The 18,265-nt window shown below is 22.3% G+C and carries 19 protein-coding genes and 1 tRNA gene; 18 read left to right on the top strand and 2 right to left on the bottom strand.

What is annotated here, in order from left to right; translation table 4 throughout:
• The first annotated feature begins 15 nt into the window (after positions 1 to 15).
• The 9 genes from ACQH25_RS06070 (at position 16) to ACQH25_RS06030 (ending at position 7,335) form a co-directional block, all read left to right on the top strand.
• Entirely contained in the window at positions 16 to 717 is a 702-nt protein-coding gene (locus ACQH25_RS06070; protein WP_425381113.1) for an acetyltransferase, read from the top strand.
• Between the two features lie 16 nt (positions 718 to 733).
• Complete coding sequence (locus ACQH25_RS06065; protein ID WP_425381112.1) at positions 734 to 2,518, top strand: hypothetical protein; 1,785 nt, start codon at positions 734 to 736, stop codon at positions 2,516 to 2,518.
• 6 nt (positions 2,519 to 2,524) lie between these two features.
• Positions 2,525 to 3,976, top strand: a complete 1,452-nt coding sequence (gene proS, locus ACQH25_RS06060) for a proline--tRNA ligase (protein ID WP_425381111.1) — start codon at positions 2,525 to 2,527, stop codon at positions 3,974 to 3,976.
• 208 nt (positions 3,977 to 4,184) lie between these two features.
• Complete coding sequence (locus ACQH25_RS06055) at positions 4,185 to 4,541, top strand: MG284/MPN403 family protein (protein ID WP_425381110.1); 357 nt, start codon at positions 4,185 to 4,187, stop codon at positions 4,539 to 4,541.
• A gap of 10 nt (positions 4,542 to 4,551) precedes the next feature.
• Positions 4,552 to 5,937, top strand: coding sequence for a hypothetical protein (locus tag ACQH25_RS06050; protein ID WP_425381109.1), 1,386 nt, complete (start codon positions 4,552 to 4,554; stop codon positions 5,935 to 5,937).
• Complete coding sequence (locus ACQH25_RS06045; protein ID WP_425381108.1) at positions 5,938 to 6,411, top strand: hypothetical protein; 474 nt, start codon at positions 5,938 to 5,940, stop codon at positions 6,409 to 6,411.
• Positions 6,412 to 6,471: 60 nt separating this feature from the next.
• Positions 6,472 to 6,708, top strand: coding sequence for an acyl carrier protein (locus tag ACQH25_RS06040; protein ID WP_425381107.1), 237 nt, complete (start codon positions 6,472 to 6,474; stop codon positions 6,706 to 6,708).
• 31 nt (positions 6,709 to 6,739) lie between these two features.
• A complete protein-coding gene (locus ACQH25_RS06035; RefSeq protein WP_425381106.1) occupies positions 6,740 to 7,201 on the top strand; it encodes a Fur family transcriptional regulator in 462 nt (153 codons plus the stop codon).
• Between the two features lie 59 nt (positions 7,202 to 7,260).
• Positions 7,261 to 7,335: transfer RNA gene (locus tag ACQH25_RS06030), tRNA-Trp, on the top strand.
• Between the two features lie 32 nt (positions 7,336 to 7,367).
• Here the strand turns inward: ACQH25_RS06030 and ACQH25_RS06025 are convergent.
• The gene (locus tag ACQH25_RS06025; protein ID WP_425381105.1) at positions 7,368 to 8,255 is read right to left on the bottom strand and encodes a DegV family protein; all 888 of its coding nucleotides are present in this window, start codon (positions 8,253 to 8,255) and stop codon (positions 7,368 to 7,370) included.
• 266 nt (positions 8,256 to 8,521) lie between these two features.
• Between ACQH25_RS06025 and secG the strand changes: the two genes are divergently transcribed.
• The 3 genes from secG (at position 8,522) to ACQH25_RS06010 (ending at position 11,756) form a co-directional block, all read left to right on the top strand.
• Entirely contained in the window at positions 8,522 to 8,785 is a 264-nt protein-coding gene (gene secG / locus ACQH25_RS06020) for a preprotein translocase subunit SecG (protein ID WP_425381104.1), read from the top strand.
• Positions 8,786 to 8,889: 104 nt separating this feature from the next.
• A complete protein-coding gene (gene rnr, locus ACQH25_RS06015; RefSeq protein ID WP_425381103.1) occupies positions 8,890 to 11,169 on the top strand; it encodes a ribonuclease R in 2,280 nt (759 codons plus the stop codon).
• Positions 11,142 to 11,756: a phosphoribosyltransferase gene (locus tag ACQH25_RS06010; protein ID WP_425381102.1), complete on the top strand. Its 615-nt coding sequence runs from the start codon at positions 11,142 to 11,144 to the stop codon at positions 11,754 to 11,756. The genes rnr and ACQH25_RS06010 overlap by 28 nt, the downstream gene beginning before the upstream one ends.
• Here ACQH25_RS06010 and ACQH25_RS06005 read toward each other — a convergent pair whose 3' ends face one another.
• Positions 11,757 to 12,149, bottom strand: coding sequence for a hypothetical protein (locus ACQH25_RS06005; protein WP_425381101.1), 393 nt, complete (start codon positions 12,147 to 12,149; stop codon positions 11,757 to 11,759). It abuts the gene before it with no gap.
• Between the two features lie 250 nt (positions 12,150 to 12,399).
• Between ACQH25_RS06005 and smpB the strand changes: the two genes are divergently transcribed.
• From smpB to ACQH25_RS05975, 6 genes are all read left to right on the top strand, one after another.
• Positions 12,400 to 12,831 carry an SsrA-binding protein gene (gene smpB, locus ACQH25_RS06000; protein WP_425381100.1) on the top strand — a complete coding sequence of 144 codons (432 nt, stop codon included), beginning with the start codon at positions 12,400 to 12,402 and terminating at the stop codon, positions 12,829 to 12,831.
• A gap of 684 nt (positions 12,832 to 13,515) precedes the next feature.
• Entirely contained in the window at positions 13,516 to 13,794 is a 279-nt protein-coding gene (locus tag ACQH25_RS05995; protein WP_425381099.1) for a hypothetical protein, read from the top strand.
• Between the two features lie 45 nt (positions 13,795 to 13,839).
• Complete coding sequence (locus tag ACQH25_RS05990; RefSeq protein ID WP_425381098.1) at positions 13,840 to 14,115, top strand: BspA family leucine-rich repeat surface protein; 276 nt, start codon at positions 13,840 to 13,842, stop codon at positions 14,113 to 14,115.
• 729 nt (positions 14,116 to 14,844) lie between these two features.
• A complete protein-coding gene (locus ACQH25_RS05985) occupies positions 14,845 to 15,612 on the top strand; it encodes a hypothetical protein (protein ID WP_425381097.1) in 768 nt (255 codons plus the stop codon).
• 2 nt (positions 15,613 to 15,614) lie between these two features.
• Positions 15,615 to 16,376: a DEAD/DEAH box helicase gene (locus tag ACQH25_RS05980; RefSeq protein ID WP_425381096.1), complete on the top strand. Its 762-nt coding sequence runs from the start codon at positions 15,615 to 15,617 to the stop codon at positions 16,374 to 16,376.
• Positions 16,377 to 16,669: 293 nt separating this feature from the next.
• A complete protein-coding gene (locus tag ACQH25_RS05975; RefSeq protein WP_425381095.1) occupies positions 16,670 to 18,016 on the top strand; it encodes a hypothetical protein in 1,347 nt (448 codons plus the stop codon).
• Positions 18,017 to 18,265: the final 249 nt, after the last annotated feature.

The following is an 18,265-nucleotide window of genomic DNA, read 5'->3' as shown; positions in this document are numbered from 1 at the left end:
AGGTGGTTACAATTTATGGGTTGAAGTCGACGAATTAAAAAAATTAAAGAATATTTTAGCGATGAAAATCAACCTAATTTGGATATTTCTAAGTTATCAGAAGACAATGAAAAAAAATCTTCTTTTTTTAAAAGATTTAGAAAACAAAAAAAACCTAATCATGCTGCTACTTCGACCAGTAATAAAAAACGTAATAATATTTTTTTAAATTTTAGAAGAAGATCAACGATTCAAATTATTAAACATTTAGAAAGCAAAAATATTTTTAATTTATTTTTTTATACTGATGTTAGTAATATTACATTAATATTAGAACAAGGAATTAAACCAAGTTCAGAAATTAAATTATTACCAAAACAAGAATATATTGTTTGAACTTATTTAGAACATGCTACTTATTTAGAATTAGAATTAGGTAGTTCAACACGTCATTTTTTTTGAAAGTGATGTGCCGAACAGCATGTTGATATTAATAAAATTGCTATTATTTCTGTTGATGTTCATAAATTATTTCAAAGTACTACTAAAGATTGAGGTTTAAATATTGATACTAATCGTGTTCAAATATATGAACCAATTCCAGTTACTGCGATTGATTGAATTTTAGTTAAGGATCGTAAAATGTTTCGTTTAGCTAAATTATATGTTGATAATCAAAGATTAAAGTTAAAACTATTTCAAGGAAATAATGGTAATATTAGTTTAGGTTCCGATTAAATGGAGGTAAAAAATTATGCATTGATCTGCTATTGTCATTATTGCTTTAATTCCTTTTATGACAATAATAATTATCTTATTTATACATTTAAATCATCGTAATAACCAATACTATAATATTATTCATGGTGATTTGTTAAGTTTAGTTCCATTAAAGATTGATCTAAAAAATGAAGTTATTACTTTTTCGGAACGATTGGAAGTTTTAAATCGTAAAAAACGAATTTCATTATTTGTTTTTAAAGCAATGATGAATCGTAAAACTAAAGTAAAAATTGAAATTTTTATTCAAGATTTATTAGTAAATAAAGTACCATTTGAATCATGTCATTTTTCAGTTTCTTTTCAATTAGGTAACAAAGTCATTGTTTATGATTTATCAATTGATTATTTTGATAGTAATAATAAAATTTTATATGGTCAAATGCAAAGTAATATTCGTTATAATCGTTTTGCGATTTCACAAGCAATTATTTTACAACAAAGTGAATTAACAGTAGTAAAATCAGCTTTTGTACAAAGTATTTTAGATAATTTTAGTCAAAAAAAATATAGTAAAAAAACAAATAGTCAATTTGAATATATGATTTTAATAAAAATAAAAAATTATTTAGCTTTAGAAAATATTTTAACGGTTAATAATATTGAACGAATGGAGTTATTGATTTCATATTATAGTAAAATAACTTTAGGATTAGATAATACTATTATTTGTAAGTATTATGATGGTCAATTTTTAATTTATTCGATAAATAAAAAAATAAATTTATATCGATTTCAAAAAAAAATAAATAGTTATATTAAGCGTAATTTAGTAGAAAAAAGTAGTTATTTACAAATTCAAAGTCAGATTTTATGTGTTTATGCAACAGCTAAAACTGATGCTTCAAACGTTTATATATTATATAACCAAATTATTGATAAAAATCAATTAGAAATAGTACAAACTAAAGATTTAATTGAAGTTAAATTGAAAGCAAATGATATTTTAAATTATCCTGATTATAACCATTATTCACTTTTACAGTCAGAACAAATGGAAAAATTATTGACTGTTAGTATTAGGCCAGTATATAAAAGTGATAATTCAAATGAACCAAATTGTTATTATGCTTGATGAAATTTTGTTAAAAACTCTTACTATGATTCATTTCTTGTTTTAATGCGTAATATTCAAGATTCAGGTTTATGATGAAAAGTAAATGAACCTTTATTTATCCAAGCATTTGAAAAATTTGCAAAATTAAAACAAGAAAAAAATCTTATTCTTCCTGTTAGTTTAATTGAATTACAAGATAGAACTATTTTAATAAAACTGATAGCGCTTGTTAATAAACGAAAAGTTCTTTTTGAAAATTGTGATTTAATTTTTGATTTTCAAGATATTGGTGAAATTAATAGTTGAAATAAATATGATGTGATTATTAAAACTATTCGTAGTAATAAAATTAAAATTTCTTTTACTCATGATTTACGTCATATTGATAATTTTAAATTGATTAATCATTTCAAACCTGACTATGTAGTTTTAACTTCAAATTTGTTAGAGCAAGTTACTTTTAATTTTAGTAAATATGTTGATGTTATTATTTGTTTGCATTATCTAAGAATTTTAGGTATTAAAAATATTTTAGCTCGTGGTATTATTAATGTTCCCGAAATTATTGTTTTAAAAGGTTTAAAAGTTGATTATTTATTAGGAAAAGTATTAGAATCAGAACAAGCAAGTAAAGTATTAGATGCTTTAAATTATCCAAATTATTGAAAATGACATAAAAGTCAATCAACGAAAGGTGAATAAATCATTATGAATCAAGCAAAAAATAAAAATATTACAGCAAGAGAAATTGATTTTGCAAAATGGTATACTGATGTTATTAAGCAAGCAGAACTTTGTGATTACGGTGCTGAAAATGGTTCAGTTGCTGGTACCATCATTTTTCGTCCTCGCGGTTATGCAATTTGAGAAAACATTCAACAGTTATTAAATCAAAAGTTTAAACTTTTAAATATTGAAAACGTAATGTTACCATTGTTAATTAGTCAAAAAGCATTTCAAGTGGAAAGGGATCATATTGAAGGTTTTGCACCAGAATGTGTAACAGCAACTAAAGTTGGCAATAATCAATTATCAGAAGAATTAATTATTCGTCCTACTTCTGAAGTTTTATTTTGTCGTCATTTTGCAAAAATAATTAGTTCCTATAAACAATTACCATTATTATATAATCAATGATGTAATGTTATGCGATGAGAAAAAAATACAAAACCATTTTTAAGAACTAGTGAGTTTTTATGACAAGAAGGACATACCATTCATAATAATGATAAAGAAGCACAAGCATTTACTTTAAAAATGATTAAATTATATGCTGATTTTGTTGAGCAATACTTGGCAATAAAGGTTATTGTGGGAGCAAAAACTATTCATGAACGTTTTGCTGGAGCGAAAATAACATATACAATTGAAAGTATGATGCAAGATGGACAAGCATTACAAGTTGGCACTAGTCATTATTTTGGTCAAGAATTTACGAAAGTATTTAATATTAAATTTAGTAATGAAGATAATAAACAAGAATTGGGATATCAAACGTCATGAGGAGTTTCGACACGATTAATTGGTGCGTTAATTATGGCACATAGTGATGATTTAGGTTTAGTATTACCACCAACAATTGCCCCACATCAGATTATGATTTTAAATTTAGCTCCTAAAAGTGATAAAGTTAAAATACTTATTGAAAAAGTATATAAAATTTTAAGTTCTCATTTTCGAACACTAATAAATGATGATAATAAAAGTTTTTCTTATAAAAAAAGTGAAAGTCAAATTAAAGGAATTCCAATTACTATTGCTATTGGTGAACAGGAATTAGAAAATCAAACAATTAAATTAATTTTACGTCATAATTTAGAAGTTATTGATGTTAAATTTAATGATGAAAAACTATTAGTAACAACTATTATCAAGCAATTAAATGTCATAAATAAAGATCTTTTCAATATTTCACAAATAAAATTAAATACATGTTTAAAAGAAATAACAACTTTTAGTGAATATCAGAAATTAGTTAAAATTCATAAAGGTTTTTTTATTGTACCTTTCTGTGGTCAAATCACATGTGAAGCAGAAATTAAAAGTTTGACTGGGACAACATCACGTTGTATTCCTTTAGAATCATTTAAAACACCAACTAATTGTTTTAAATGTCAAACCACTAATAGTGTATGAACTTATTTTGCAAGATCATATTAAAAAACAAAGATTTAATTATTTAAATTTATTAAATCATTGATATTAATTATAGAAATTATGATATTATAATTTTTAAAACTTAATATAAGTTGCTAACTTATTTATTTTTAATTACTATTTATTTGACAAGTTTACTGATAAGTATATTAAATAAAAACAAAAAAGGAAAGATAATTATTTACTCTTAATTATTATTGAGGTGATAATAATGAAAGAACAAATAAGAGTCGATAAGCAAGTAATTGCTACTATTTTTGTTAAATATCAACAAGCAAAGTTAATGCTAGCAAATAATAATTTTAAAGAAAATGATGTATTGCAAGAAGAAACTGTTCATTATGTTAATAATATAAAAATAAATGAAAATTTAAAGAATTATCAAAAACATGTGCAAGTTGTTGATACAGTATTGGCATTATTACCAAAAACTGAATATAGTTATATTGTTAGGACATTCCTTGTTAAAACAAATAAAAATTGATGAAAAAAGTATTATCATATTAAAGAATATGAAAAATTACAAAAAACGGCTATTAAGCATTTTTTATATTTATATTTAATATAATGGTGTCACCATGAATAATCATCATCAATTATTAAATTCGCATAGTTTTTTAGAACAAAAAATGAATTTGACAGGTGATGTCAAAAGTAGTCCACTTTATGAAGAAGAATTATTTTTAATTCCAAAATTTGTAGTTGTTGGTTTTCCAATGCAAAATTCTCAAAAAACTAGTTATTATTATATTGAACTTCAAGTTTTAGAAGCATATTGCTATGATTTTAAAAATACTAAAGAACAACATCAGGGATTACTTAATGATGTAACATTTCAATATGATATCAATAAGCAAGCAAATGGACAACTGGTAATATCTAAATCAATTCAGTGAATATTTTTTACGTCTTTGTTTTTTAAGTTACTTGAAAATGATAAAGTTGATCATCGATATACTAATATTACTGAACTTCATATGTTTATGAAAACTTATAAGATAATTCTACCAGCAATTGCAATTAATAAAGATAGTATAAATATTTTAAGCTATAGTTTTAATGGTAAACAACCGGCTAATCTTAAAAGCATTCGTCATATTAATAATAAACATAATTATGGTTCGCTTAGTTTTTATTTTAATAATAATCCACAATATCAATTACAAATTAAACCAAGCATGTTTGTGACAACAAATTTTAATTTAGAGGTTAAAAATCCAATTATTTTAACAACAAATTTCTCTGATAATTGTTATTATCCTATTCTTTCTAAAACTGTTATTAAAAATATAACAGTTGGTGGTAAATCAAGATTAGATGAAGTTTTTACATTTTCTGGTAATAATATTAATACTACAAATATAGTGCCATTAAAGATTAAGCATTATTTAATATCACATTTTCCAAAAATAGAATATTGATTTGATGATAAAGAAACAATATTACATAAAATATTAGTATTTTATAATAATTTTAATTTACAACAAAATACATCACTAAATATTAATGAAGAAACATCAAAATTTTATCAAAATAATAAAATACCAGCTTTTTTATTACGTGATAATAATATTAAAGATAATATTGATCAATATTTTTTAGAGTTTGATAGTACTATTTATAATAGTACTATCAATAAAATAGCAATTAATGATGAGATGGCAAAAAATCAATTTGATTTACCATGATTTGAAAGTTTTCACTTTAAGATAAATATTCCATTTAATTTTCAAACTTTTTTTAGATATAGTATTAATTTAAAAGTTATTGAAGAAAGTAATGAGCCAATTATTGGTAATGGATATCATTCTATCTTTATTCAAAAATTAATAAAAAATCGTGAAAATTGAGTTGTAGCTACTAATTTTATTTTAAATTATGATGAAATATTAAAGTTTTATAGTAGTGATAGTTTTAGTTTTACAGATTATAAAAATTTAAATCATAATCAGGGAAAATTATAAATGTCGAAACGTAGATTACAAATTAGCATTTTAATTTTTACTATTACTATTATGTTAATTATTATGTTATTTTTTATTGTTAAAAATTTTTCAATTAGTAGTAACTTAAATCAAATGGTAGAAAAATATGATGTGAAAGTGGAAACTGTTGATGATAAAAAGGAAAATTTAGGACCAGAAATAATTAAAGATGCTATTGATATTAGCACATTAAATAAAAGTATTGTTATTCGGTTAGATAAAAATAATACTATTTTTGGAGATGAGCCACAAATTATGTACAAAATACAATTTAATCAGAATTTGTTTCAGTATCTATTTTTAAAATTAATTATTAAAACATTTCCACAATGAAAAATTAATGATTTTATTTTTCATTTTAATGCTTTAAATAATGCAGTGTGAGTTGAATATAATACTAATTTAAAATCAGATTATTTGGAATGATATTTTAAAATAACAAGTAAAATTTAGCGCTCTATGTTATACTAAAATTACATTTAGTGAAAAATAAATTAATTTAGGAGAGCGTATATGAATATTTTAAGTGAAATTCAAAAAATTGTTAAGAAAAATCATCCGAAAATTAAAGTAAAAATTACTCCAAAAACTAAGTTTGAAGATGTAAAAGAAATTGACTCCTTAGAATTAGCAACAATGATTATTGAGTTAGAAAAAATTTGTAATATTGAACTTGATGATAGTATCTTAATGGGATTACAAAAAAAAACGGTACAAGACTTAATAGATGAGATTGAAAAATTAATGTAAAAATAATATTATTATTTTTCAGGAGATTAGCATGAATAAAAATTTTGAAAATATTACCCAAAAATTAAAAAATAAAGAATATCGTTTAACTGACATTCGTAAAGCAGTGATAAAAGTATTGACACTTAAACAACATGTTAGTATTAACGATATTATTAGTTTTTTAACAAAAGAAGGTAATGAGAATATTAATATTATGAGTATTTATAATACTATTGATTTATTAATGACAGAACATATTATTCATGCTAATATTTTTGAAGGAAAGCAAATTATTTATGAACTATCAGAAAATGCTATTCATATTATTTGTAATTTTTGTAGTAAAATTATTCATACATCATTAAAAAATCAACAACAAATTTCACCATTACAAGCAAAAGAACTAGAAAGATTGGCAATTAAAAATAATTTTTCTTTTTCTCATTATAAGTTGGAAATTCATGGTACTTGTGATAAATGTGGATTAAAATTAAAAAAAATGAAATTTTAATTGCACTTAAAACTTCTTTCGCGTAAAATTTAACATGTACTAATTAAATCAAATATTTTAGGGGTGTAGTTCAATGGTAGAACATCGGCCTTCAGATCCGAGTGTTGTGGGTTCGAATCCTGTCACCCCTGCCATTGCTAAAATCACTTTTTTAAAAGTGAATTTTTTATTCTTCTAATTTTGGCAACTTATCTTTAGTTAAATTAAAAGCAACAAAACTAAAAGTTCCAATGCCGGTATGAGCACAAATTACATTAGCTAGATTAATAATTTTAATGTTTTTGATACCATAATCTTTAACATATTTATTTACTTTTTCAATTGCTTTTGCTTCAGCAAAAGCATGAATGATATAAAAGGCAGTAATACTTTCTGCTTTTTTACTCTTATTGATTTCTTTAAGAGTATTTTTAATAGCTTTATCTCATGTTCTTGTTTTATCAAACTTATCAATAGTTCCATCAAAGGATAAAATTGGATTTATTTTTAACATAGTAGCTAAAGCTGCTGCTGCTTTTGAAATTCTACCACCACGAACTAAGTAATTTAAATCATAAGGTAAAATAAAGGCTATATAATTGTCACTTATTAGTTTTAATGCTTCGATAATATCATTAACACTATTTTTTTTATTAAGGGACATTTGATATGCTTTTTTAACTAGTAGTCAGTTAATAACTGAAACACCATTACTATCAAAAACAAAAACTTTATTTTTAAAATTAGATTCTTTTGCTAGCATAGTAGCAGTATTATACTGCCCTGATAAACCTTTTGATAAAGGAATAAAAATAATTTGTTCAAATTTAGTTAAAGTTTCTTCTCAAATTGAACTCATTTGTCCTAATGGTGTTTGTGAGGTTTTAGCAGATTGTTTTCGCTTTACTATTCGATCATAAAATTCTTCATCTTTTAAAATATTAGGGTCATCACTAATAGTTGTACCGTCACTAAAGTTAATTAATAATGGACAAAAACCAATATTCATTTCTTTTAAATCTTTAATTGAAAGCCCTGAAGACGAATCAGCAACAATACCAATTTTTTTTTTCAACTTCCTCACCCTAACTATATTATTTTATTTAATCTATATTATTTTATTTAATTAAATAAATTATAACATATATTTCTTACTTAAAAAGTGACATTATATTTTGCAAATAGACATCAGATAATTACAATTTTGTTTTTTAGTTTAAAGTAAGGAAATTATGTAATACTAATATTTTATTTAAATAAATGATAATTTGAAAATTTTTTTATTTTTAGTAAAATTAAGTGTAAAATTAATAATATTATAACAGAAGTGGAAGTGACAAAATGAGTCAAAATATTATTTTTGCTTTTGAAATTATTGCTTTAATTATTGCTATATTATTAGTAATCTTAGGTTTATTACAAGGTAAAAAAAATCATAATGGTCTTGGTGCTTTAAGCGGAGGTAACCAAGAATTATTTGCTAGTACTAAAGAACGTGGCTGAACTAAGTTATTTTCTATTGCTACTTTAGTATTGGGTGTATCGTTATTTGTTATGGTTATTATCGTGAGAATTCTTATTAATACTATTGGTGGCATAAATTAATATTACTTTTTTTATAAAAAGGCACATTTTAGTGTGCCTTTTTATAAATTTTAAAAGATAGATTATAATTAATATATAATAGGGTAAAGTTGGGATTGATTGAAATGAAACAAGAGATTATTAATGAATTACAAAATAGTACTACACCTTTGTCAACAGTTGACTTAACAATGAAACTAAATATTACCAGTCATTATCAACAGCAAGAACTTATTGCTGATTTAGAACAATTAAAAAATAGTGAAATAATTTTGGAAAATAAAGAACAACAGTTTTATATGTTAAAAAATAATAATTTATTTATTGGTAAAATTCAAATTACTAAAAAAGGGTTTGGATTTGTTAAACTATTGAATAGTGATGAAGAATACTATGTTAATGTCAAAAATATAAATAATGCTTTAAATAATGATGAAGTATTATGTAAATTAATCAAAATTAATCATGAAGAAGATGAAGCAGTAGTATTGAAAATTATTAAACGTGATACAAATTTGCTTGTTGGTACTGTTATTGTTGATAGAGATACCAAAGTAAAAACTTTATTAATTCAAAATGCAAAGTTACAACAGTATGAAGTTAACATTTTAAATCCCGATAAAGCATTAGAAAATAATATTATTGTTGCAAAAATTGAAAATTTTGAGCAAAATATTTTTAACGTTACTGTTACTAAAATATTAGGTAATATTAATGATCCAGGTGTTGATATTTTAGCTGTTATTTATGAGATTGGTATTAAAGCACAATTTGATATTGAAACATTGATAGCAACCGAGAAAGTACCATTGACAGTATCAACAGCAGAAAAAATTGGCCGTATTGATTTAACTAAAGAGTTATTAGTGACAATTGATGGTAAAGATGCTAAAGATTTTGATGATGCAATTGCTGTTACTAAGTTAGTTAATGGTAATTATCGTTTAATTGTAGCAATTGCTGATGTTAGTCATTATGTAACAGAAAGTAGTCCAATTGATAAAGAAGCATTTACTCGTGGTACATCTGTTTATTTAGCAGATCGTGTTATTCCAATGTTACCAACACAGTTATCTAATGGTATTTGTTCGTTAAATGAACAAGTAGAACGTTTGTGTATGGTTTGCGATATGGAAATTGATAGCGATGGTTTAACAGTAAAACATAAAATTTACCAAGCATTTATGAAATCAGTAAGAAGAATGAATTATGATGAAGTAAACGATGGCTATAATAATAAAAATCCAAATTTTATCAAAACACATCCGCAAATTTGAGAGATGTTATTACAGGCAAAAGCGTTACATCAGATTTTATGAAAATTTAAACAAGATGCTGGAGTAATTGACTTTGAAATTAATGAAGCAAAAACTGTTGTTAATGTTAATGGTGAAGTAACCGATATTATTTTAAGAACTCGTGATACTGCTGAAAAATTAATTGAAAGTTTTATGATTAGAGCTAATGAAGTTGTTGCTAAAACGGTATTTGATATGAAATTACCTTTTATTTATCGTGTTCATGACCATCCTCGTGCCAAAAAAATGCATCAAATGATAACTATTTTAAAATTAATGGGTATTAAACTTAACCCAAAAATTATCAATATTAGTTCAAAAGACTTACAATTGTTATTAAATTCGTTAAAACAATTACCAACATTTCAGGTTTTATCAACATTATTACTAAGAAGTATGGAAAAAGCACAATATAGTAATAAAAGTATTGGTCACTTTGGACTTGCTAGTGATTATTATACACATTTTACGTCACCAATTAGACGTTATCCTGATTTAATTGTCCATCGTTTATTGCGTCAGTATCTAATTAAAAAAGAAATAAATAGTAAAATAATTGAAAAGTATCAAAGTTTTACTAATTGAGCGGCTGAACAATCTAGTAATATGGAATTAAAAGCATTAGAATGTGAACGTGCTGTTAATCAAATGAAAAAAGCAGAATATATGATGCAGTTTATTGGTCATAAATTTGAGGGTATCATTTCTAGTGTAACTGGTTTTGGGTTATTTGTTGAGTTACCCAATACCATTGAAGGTTTAATTAAAATTGCCGATATGAAGGATGATTATTATATTTTTAATGAAAAAGCAATGGTTTTATTTGGTGAAAGAAAACGTAAGCAGTATGGTCTTGGTCAAAAAGTTAGTATTATTGTCAAAAGTGCAAATAAAGTTGCTAGAACTATTGATTTTATTTTGGAAGAAAATGGTCAACAAAATAAAAATTCTGATAAAAATAATAATAATAGGCAATCATCTAAAATGCACAAAGCGAATAATTTTAAATTTAAAAAAAATTTAAAACTCAAAAATAAAATTAAAAAAAGTAAAAATGAAAAGAAAAATGGTGAAAAAAAGTGAAAACGGAGCAACAAAAAAGATTAATAAAAAATAATAGTATTAATATTGAATGTTATTATTATAATTATTTTAAATCACAGGGCTTAAAAGATTATCCACAATTATCATGAGTTAATGAAGATTATAATTTAATTAAGCAAGCAACTATTAGTCATGATGTAGCAACAAGGTTGGCAACTAATTTATTTGAGGTTGGTGAAAAATTTAATTTGTTTAAAAATTTAGATTATTTTATTATGATGCCTAAAAAACCAACATCAGTCAGTAGTTTGGAATTAGTAATAATTGAATTGATTAATATTATTAAAAAAAAATTAAATTATCAAATAGTATTTATTAATGATCTTTTCCAAGTGGATAACTATCGTAAATTTTGAGAAAATAAATTAAAGATTAGTGAAAGACAAATTGAGATTGCTAATAAGATTCATTTATTACCTAAATATATTAATTTTTTTAATAAAAAAAATATTGTTATTATTGATGATGTCGTTGCTTCAGGAATTTCTATTATCGAAGCTGTTTTAGAAATTATTAATAATAACAATGATTTTAATATTAGGGCTTTGTGTTACGGTTCAGTTTATAAATGAGAAGAAATTTATAAGTAATTAAAAAAGTTTTCGTGCTTTTTTTCTTTTTTCTTCTAATGAATCTGAATCAGATATATTATAAGACTCTTCAATATTATTGATAAATCCATAATTAATTTCAGCATTAATTTGATTTTCAGCAATAAGTTTTAAAATATAATCAGCAGTATCTGCTTCTAAAGCAAATGTGTAAATTTCAAATTCATCTTCATTAATGATTTTTGTTTTAGTAGAAATTTTTAAAATGTGATGTTGTTCATCAATAGTGATTTTGCAAACCTCAAGTTTTTTTCCAGTTAAGATTTTATAAATAACAACTTTATCATTATTGCTTTTATCAAAACCTAAGTCGCCTTGATGAAGTTGATTACTTTTTATTATTCTTGCTTTAGTGTTTAATTCTTCTGCCATGTCCTTAGACTCCTTTCAATTGTTTTAATAAAAAGAACCCGTAAAACAAATATAAAATTTATTTCTTGGGTTGTTGCACAACAAATATTAATTTTTACATATTATTGCTAGAGAAACTATTGATTAATCTAACCTTCATTAAATTATAACATGTTATTTTAAAAAATAAAATTAAGTAAGTATTTGAGTAAATATAAAATTATTATTATATAATTTAATTATAAAATTTACAAAAATAATGGTGGTAATAATGAGAATAATTGCAAAAAATAAAAAAGCATATTTTAACTATCAATTATTAGAAAGGTTAGAAGTGGGAATTGTTTTGACTGGTTCTGAAATTAAATCAATTCGTTTGGGAAATGTATCATTACAAGATAGCTATATAACGTTCACTAATAATGAAGCGTATATTATTAATATGAATATTAATACTTATAAATTTAGTACTAGTTATGTAGTTGATCCATTAAGAAAAAGGAAATTATTATTAAATACTCGAGAAATTAAAAAAATTAAGCAAGAGCAAAAGCAAAAAAACTTAACTGTTGTACCAACAATGATATACTTAAATAATAAAAATAGAGCAAAGTTAGAAATAACATTAGCTCGTGGTAAAAAAAACTATGATAAGCGAGAAACTATTAAAAGTCGTGATGCAGTAAGACAAATAAAAAAATAGTAATTTAGTTTAGAAAGGAAAAAGATATGGCAACATGATTACCTTGTCTATAAATTTTTTGTTTATTAACTAGTTGTTATTTATTAGCTATTACTTTTTGCTTTATATTAGTATTAATAGTTTGAAAACTATTAATAATATTTTAATGTTATCATTAACTACTTTTGCTTCATAAGTAATTGCCATCACAGCAATTATCTCACTTATTATAATTATTTTTGCTGTTTTTGTTATTTTTTACTGCAAAATTTAAGAAACTAAAATTATATGTTTGATGGTTTCATAGTTGGCTTTTAGTGACATCTTGTTTAGTACTTATTGTAGCAAAGCTTTGAACTTTACTCTTATTATGTATTATTAATTTAGTTACTATTAATATTTATGCACTTTTGATTTCATAAATTTTAAGTAATATTGCTTTTGGAATTTGTAGTTTTATGATATATAGTTTATTTTTTTGTGACAATATTTTCCTCAAATTATTGAGTTACAGAAAAGCATAATGTTTTAATTAAAATTAAGCAGTTCGAAACAAAAAAATAAATAGTTAAAGTAATTGAAAATCATTATCATGAATTTTGGTTTTTTTAAATTAATGGCTAAGCATATTCAACTTTTTATTATAAAAATTATATAAAATATTGATTGTATAGTTATAAAAAAAAGAATTTAGGAGAATTTTTTATGTCTAAGCGAGAAAAAAAGAAAAAAATTATTAGTGGTGTTATGAGTTCAGCAACTTTAATTGGTGGTGTTACTGCTGGTATTATATATGCTAGTAAAACAGAAGAAGAAAAAAAAGAAAAAGAAAAAACAAAAACACAAAGTAGCATAAAACCTAAACAATCAAAATCAAATACATACATCAAGCAACAATTTACTATTTATCTTGATAAAAATAGGAAAAAAGTAAAAATTAGCAAAATTGATTTATCAGATGAAAATATTAAGGAAATTGTGTAAATTGGCTTTTATCAAAATGGCGAAGGAGAAGTACAAACAATTAAAATGCCAAAAACAATTGAAAAAGTACCTAATAAATTACCACCAGAAATAACAAGTACAAAAGATATGTTTGCTGTTGCAGAATCATTTAATCAAGATATATCGCAATGAGACACTTCTAATGTAAAAGATATGAATAATATGTTTGCTGGTGCCTTATTATTTAATCAAGATTTATCAGGATGAAATGTATCAAATGTAATAAAACATGAAGGCTTTGCTACTAATTCAAAAATTAATAATAGTACTATTAGTTATTTACCAAGATTTAAAAGTTAAAGTATTAAATATTAAATTTTATTATTTATTATTAAGACTTGAAAAAAAGTATAATCTTAAGAAAGATTGAATAAAGTATTTGGAGCATAAAGATAAAAACAAGAATTTATTAAATGATAAATTGATCAACCCGTTAAGGATTAATTTTCTTTTTAAGTAAATTTAAAAATAAAAGAAAGTGATAAAACTAATTACTAAACTTTATAAACTTAAAAGTTTAAATTATGCTTTGAAAAAAGTTTTAATTATATATAACCTACTTTATTTTAAGAATCAGGGTGTAACTCCCGCTTTAGTATTGGTAGTATAGGGAGACAATTTACTTGAAGGGATTATGCTAATAGTTGAGATGAATTTAAAAATAATTACAATGATTTAAGTTTAATTCTTACTTATGGATATTGGATTTGATTGATATAACGTTAAATGATCAATAGTTTTAGCCTTTATATTTTCTTAAGTAATATTACCGTGGGTAGGTGGCACTAATTAAATTGAAATTCATGAAGAAGTTCAAACTATTACTCAGGGTGCTCGATGAGATGCTTGTCATCCTGGATTATCTTATGATTGTTGAATCAGTGGTGATAGTATTATTATTCATTTTCAGGTAAAGACTTGAATTATTAATAACTATGTTAATAATTCAAAACTAATGTATAATTAAAGATAATAGAGGTTATACTAGTAATTAATAAAAGTGATTTAAGGTTAAATATGGATTTAAATATGAATAGTATAGATTTTTTTAGAGAATATAAGGTAAAAGATACTGTATTTTATATTAGTATAATAGAAATTGAAGATATTAATTTTGACTTAAAAACTAAACTTGATGAATATCTTCCTATAATTTGTGAAGGAACTACCAACGGTAATCTAAAGTTACTTAAAATAACTTTAAAAAAACTTTTTGAAAAGCAAACTGATAATTGACTAATGGGTGCAATAGCTGAATTTTTTGTGCATTTATTTCTAAATTTGATGAATTATAAACAAAATTGTTTATTTTTAAATTTAGAAGAAGGACAAATAAAAAAAGGCTTTGATGGTTTATATGTAAAAAATGAAGAAAAATGAATTATGGAAAGTAAATCAGGTTCCATTAATACAAAAAATATAAGTCATAAAAATAAATTAAAAGAAGCAATAAAAGATTTAAATGAAAAATTTTCTGGCAAAACAACTAATAATCCATGAAAAAATGCTTATAATCATGCTGCTGTGATGCCAATTAGAAATGATAACTTATTAGAAAGTATAAAAAAAATATCAGCTGATTTTATTAGTAATAAATTTTATAATATAACTGATTTTAACATAATACCTTCTGCAACAATTTTTTTAGAAAATTTATGGATCCCAATTCAAAAGGATAAAATTTTTCAAGATATTAAAGATTTATTAAATGATTTTAATTTGAAAAAAGCACATATTATTTGCATTTCCCAAAAAAGTATTGATGTGTTTAAAAAATATATAGTAATAAAGGATTAAAAATGGAGATTATAAAACATTTAATAAAAATAGAACCATTTAATAAAGTTATAAAAAAAATAGTACTTAGTGATATTAAAATGGATGAAAAAGAAAGAGAATATTTATTAACTATCGCCATTATTTTTTTAAAAGAATTTGATTTTAATAAAAATAAAGGTATATATTTAGAATTTGCATATTTTATAATATTAAAATATTCTTTAATATATAAAGATTTTTTACCACTTTATGATTTTTCAGTTAATTTTGGATTTTATCCTATAGTTTCAACAATTGTTGAAAACAATTTAATTGAATTTAATTCTTTAATTAATTTTAATTTAAAAAATGGTATTCAAGAGAATTTTAAAAATAACAACAATATTATAGAAACTTTAGAACAAAATAAAATGAGAAAGTTTCTTTTTAATAATAAAATTAATAAAAATATAAGTATAATTGCTCCTACTTCATTTGGAAAAAGTAATTTAATAATTGAAAATATAAAAGAAAATTTAAAATTATATAAAAAAATTGCTATTATTGTGCCAACTAAATCACTACTGGCACAAATTTATAAAGATATAAAAATACAAAATTTAGATCGAAAAATAATTATTCATGACACAATGTATCAAAAGGAAAATGAATTTATTTCAATTTTAACTCAAGAAAGAGCTTTACGTCTTTTAAACCAAAATTTATTTTTTGATTGCTTATACATTGATGAAGCACATAAAATTTTAATAAAGACCCAAGAGCAATATTTTTATCAAGATTAATAAAAATAAATGGTTCTAAAAATAAAAATCAAAAAGTTATTTATTTTTCTCCTTTAATTTCTAATAGTAAAAATTTAAAATTAAATAAAAACGAAGAAATAAATGAAAATCGTATTTCTTTTAATATAAAAGAACCTGAATATTACGAATATAGACTAGATGAAAAAGTTTATAAATATAATAGATTTTTAAACAAATTTTATGAAATAAATTCTAGTTATAATGACTTTTTTGATTATATTTTTTCTACTAAAAAAAATAGAAATTTTATTTTTCTTAATTCCCAAAAAAAAATGCAATTATTTGCAAAAACTTTATATTCTAAAATTATTAGTGAAATAAATGATATAGAAATTAAAAAAACTATAAAAATTTTAACCAAATATGTAGATAAGTATTTTTTTGGAAATGACTATTTACAAAAAGGTATTATTTATTTGCATGGTCAGTTACCCGATAATATTAAAGAATATTTAGAATATAAATTTTTAAAATTAAAAAATATTGTTTATTTAATAGCTAATAATGTAATTTTAGAAGGAGTTAATCTTCCAATTGAAAATATTTATATATTAAATACTAGAGGACTTTATCAAAAAGATTTAACAAATCTCATTGGAAGAGCTAATAGATTAAAAGAAATTTTTAATGGTAAAAATAATTTAGATAAATTATTACCACAAATTCACTTTATTAACACAGAAATTTATAATAATAAAAATAGCAAAATGCAAAGTAAAATAAAATTACTTCACAAAAATATGGTTGATGATATTATTGAAAATCCTTTATTATATAAATTTGATGTGCTTAATGTAACTGAAGATAAAAAAATAAAAGTTAAAAAAATTATTGAAAATGAAAACATTATTCTTAAAGAATCAAAAGATAATATTTTTTTATTGAAAAAGAAAATGATTGAATTAGGTATTAATAATATATTTAATATCACTGAAGAATTATGCAATAGTTTATTTGAAAAATTAAAAAAAGTTAATGAAAACGAAATAAATTGTAATAATATCATGGATATGATTTATAAAATTTTTATTGAACATTTAGAAAGTTATATTATTGATCCTGATTTTAAAAGATTAAGGAATATTGTTGCGATTAATTATTATCAATTATTTTTAGATTATTCTAAAAATAATAATTTAAAGCAAAATGTACATTTTTTAGTAAAATATTTTGAAAAAAGAATTGCAGATAATAATAGTATATTTTATTTTGGAAACAAATTTGGAGAAATAATTGCTTATGAAGGTTCAAGTAAAGTTTATATAGATTTAAAAGAAAAAAGTAAAAAAGAATTAATTAATTTAGCAATTGTTAAATTAAAAATGGAAAATGATTTTGTTTCTTATAAACTAACTTTATTTTTTGATTTTCTATTTGAGTATAAAAAAGTTAATATTGAAGAGTATAATAAATTAGTTTTTGGAACTAATGATAAAGAAAAGTTAAATTTAATAAAACTAGGAGTAAATTTAAATATTATAAATAAACTTCAAAAAGATAAACAATTATCTAACATTTTTATTGATTCTAATAATAACATTAAACATAAAATTGAGTTTGAAGAATATAAAAATACTGTTGATGATTTTATTAGATTTGAATTAGAAAAAATATTTTAAATATTATTTTTCAAAAAATACTTTTTTATTTAATAACTTAAAAAATCTCCAATATTTTTATGCTGACTTATTTTCACTTAAAAGTTATAATATTAAATATTAAATTTTTAATTTAGGGGAAAATAATGTATGACAGAAAATATAAATAATTATCAATATAACTATCATAATTTTAATAAAATTAAATATTTTAACTATAGAATGTTACTCAAATCAAAGAATACTAGTTGAAATTAAAAAAGACTAAGA

The sequence above is a fragment of the Spiroplasma endosymbiont of Polydrusus pterygomalis genome, from assembly GCF_964030825.1.
Classification (GTDB): domain Bacteria; phylum Bacillota_I; class Bacilli_A; order Mycoplasmatales; family VBWQ01; genus Spiroplasma_E.
Note: the sequence above shows the minus strand (reverse complement) of the source record. Positions and strands in the feature narration are given on the sequence as shown.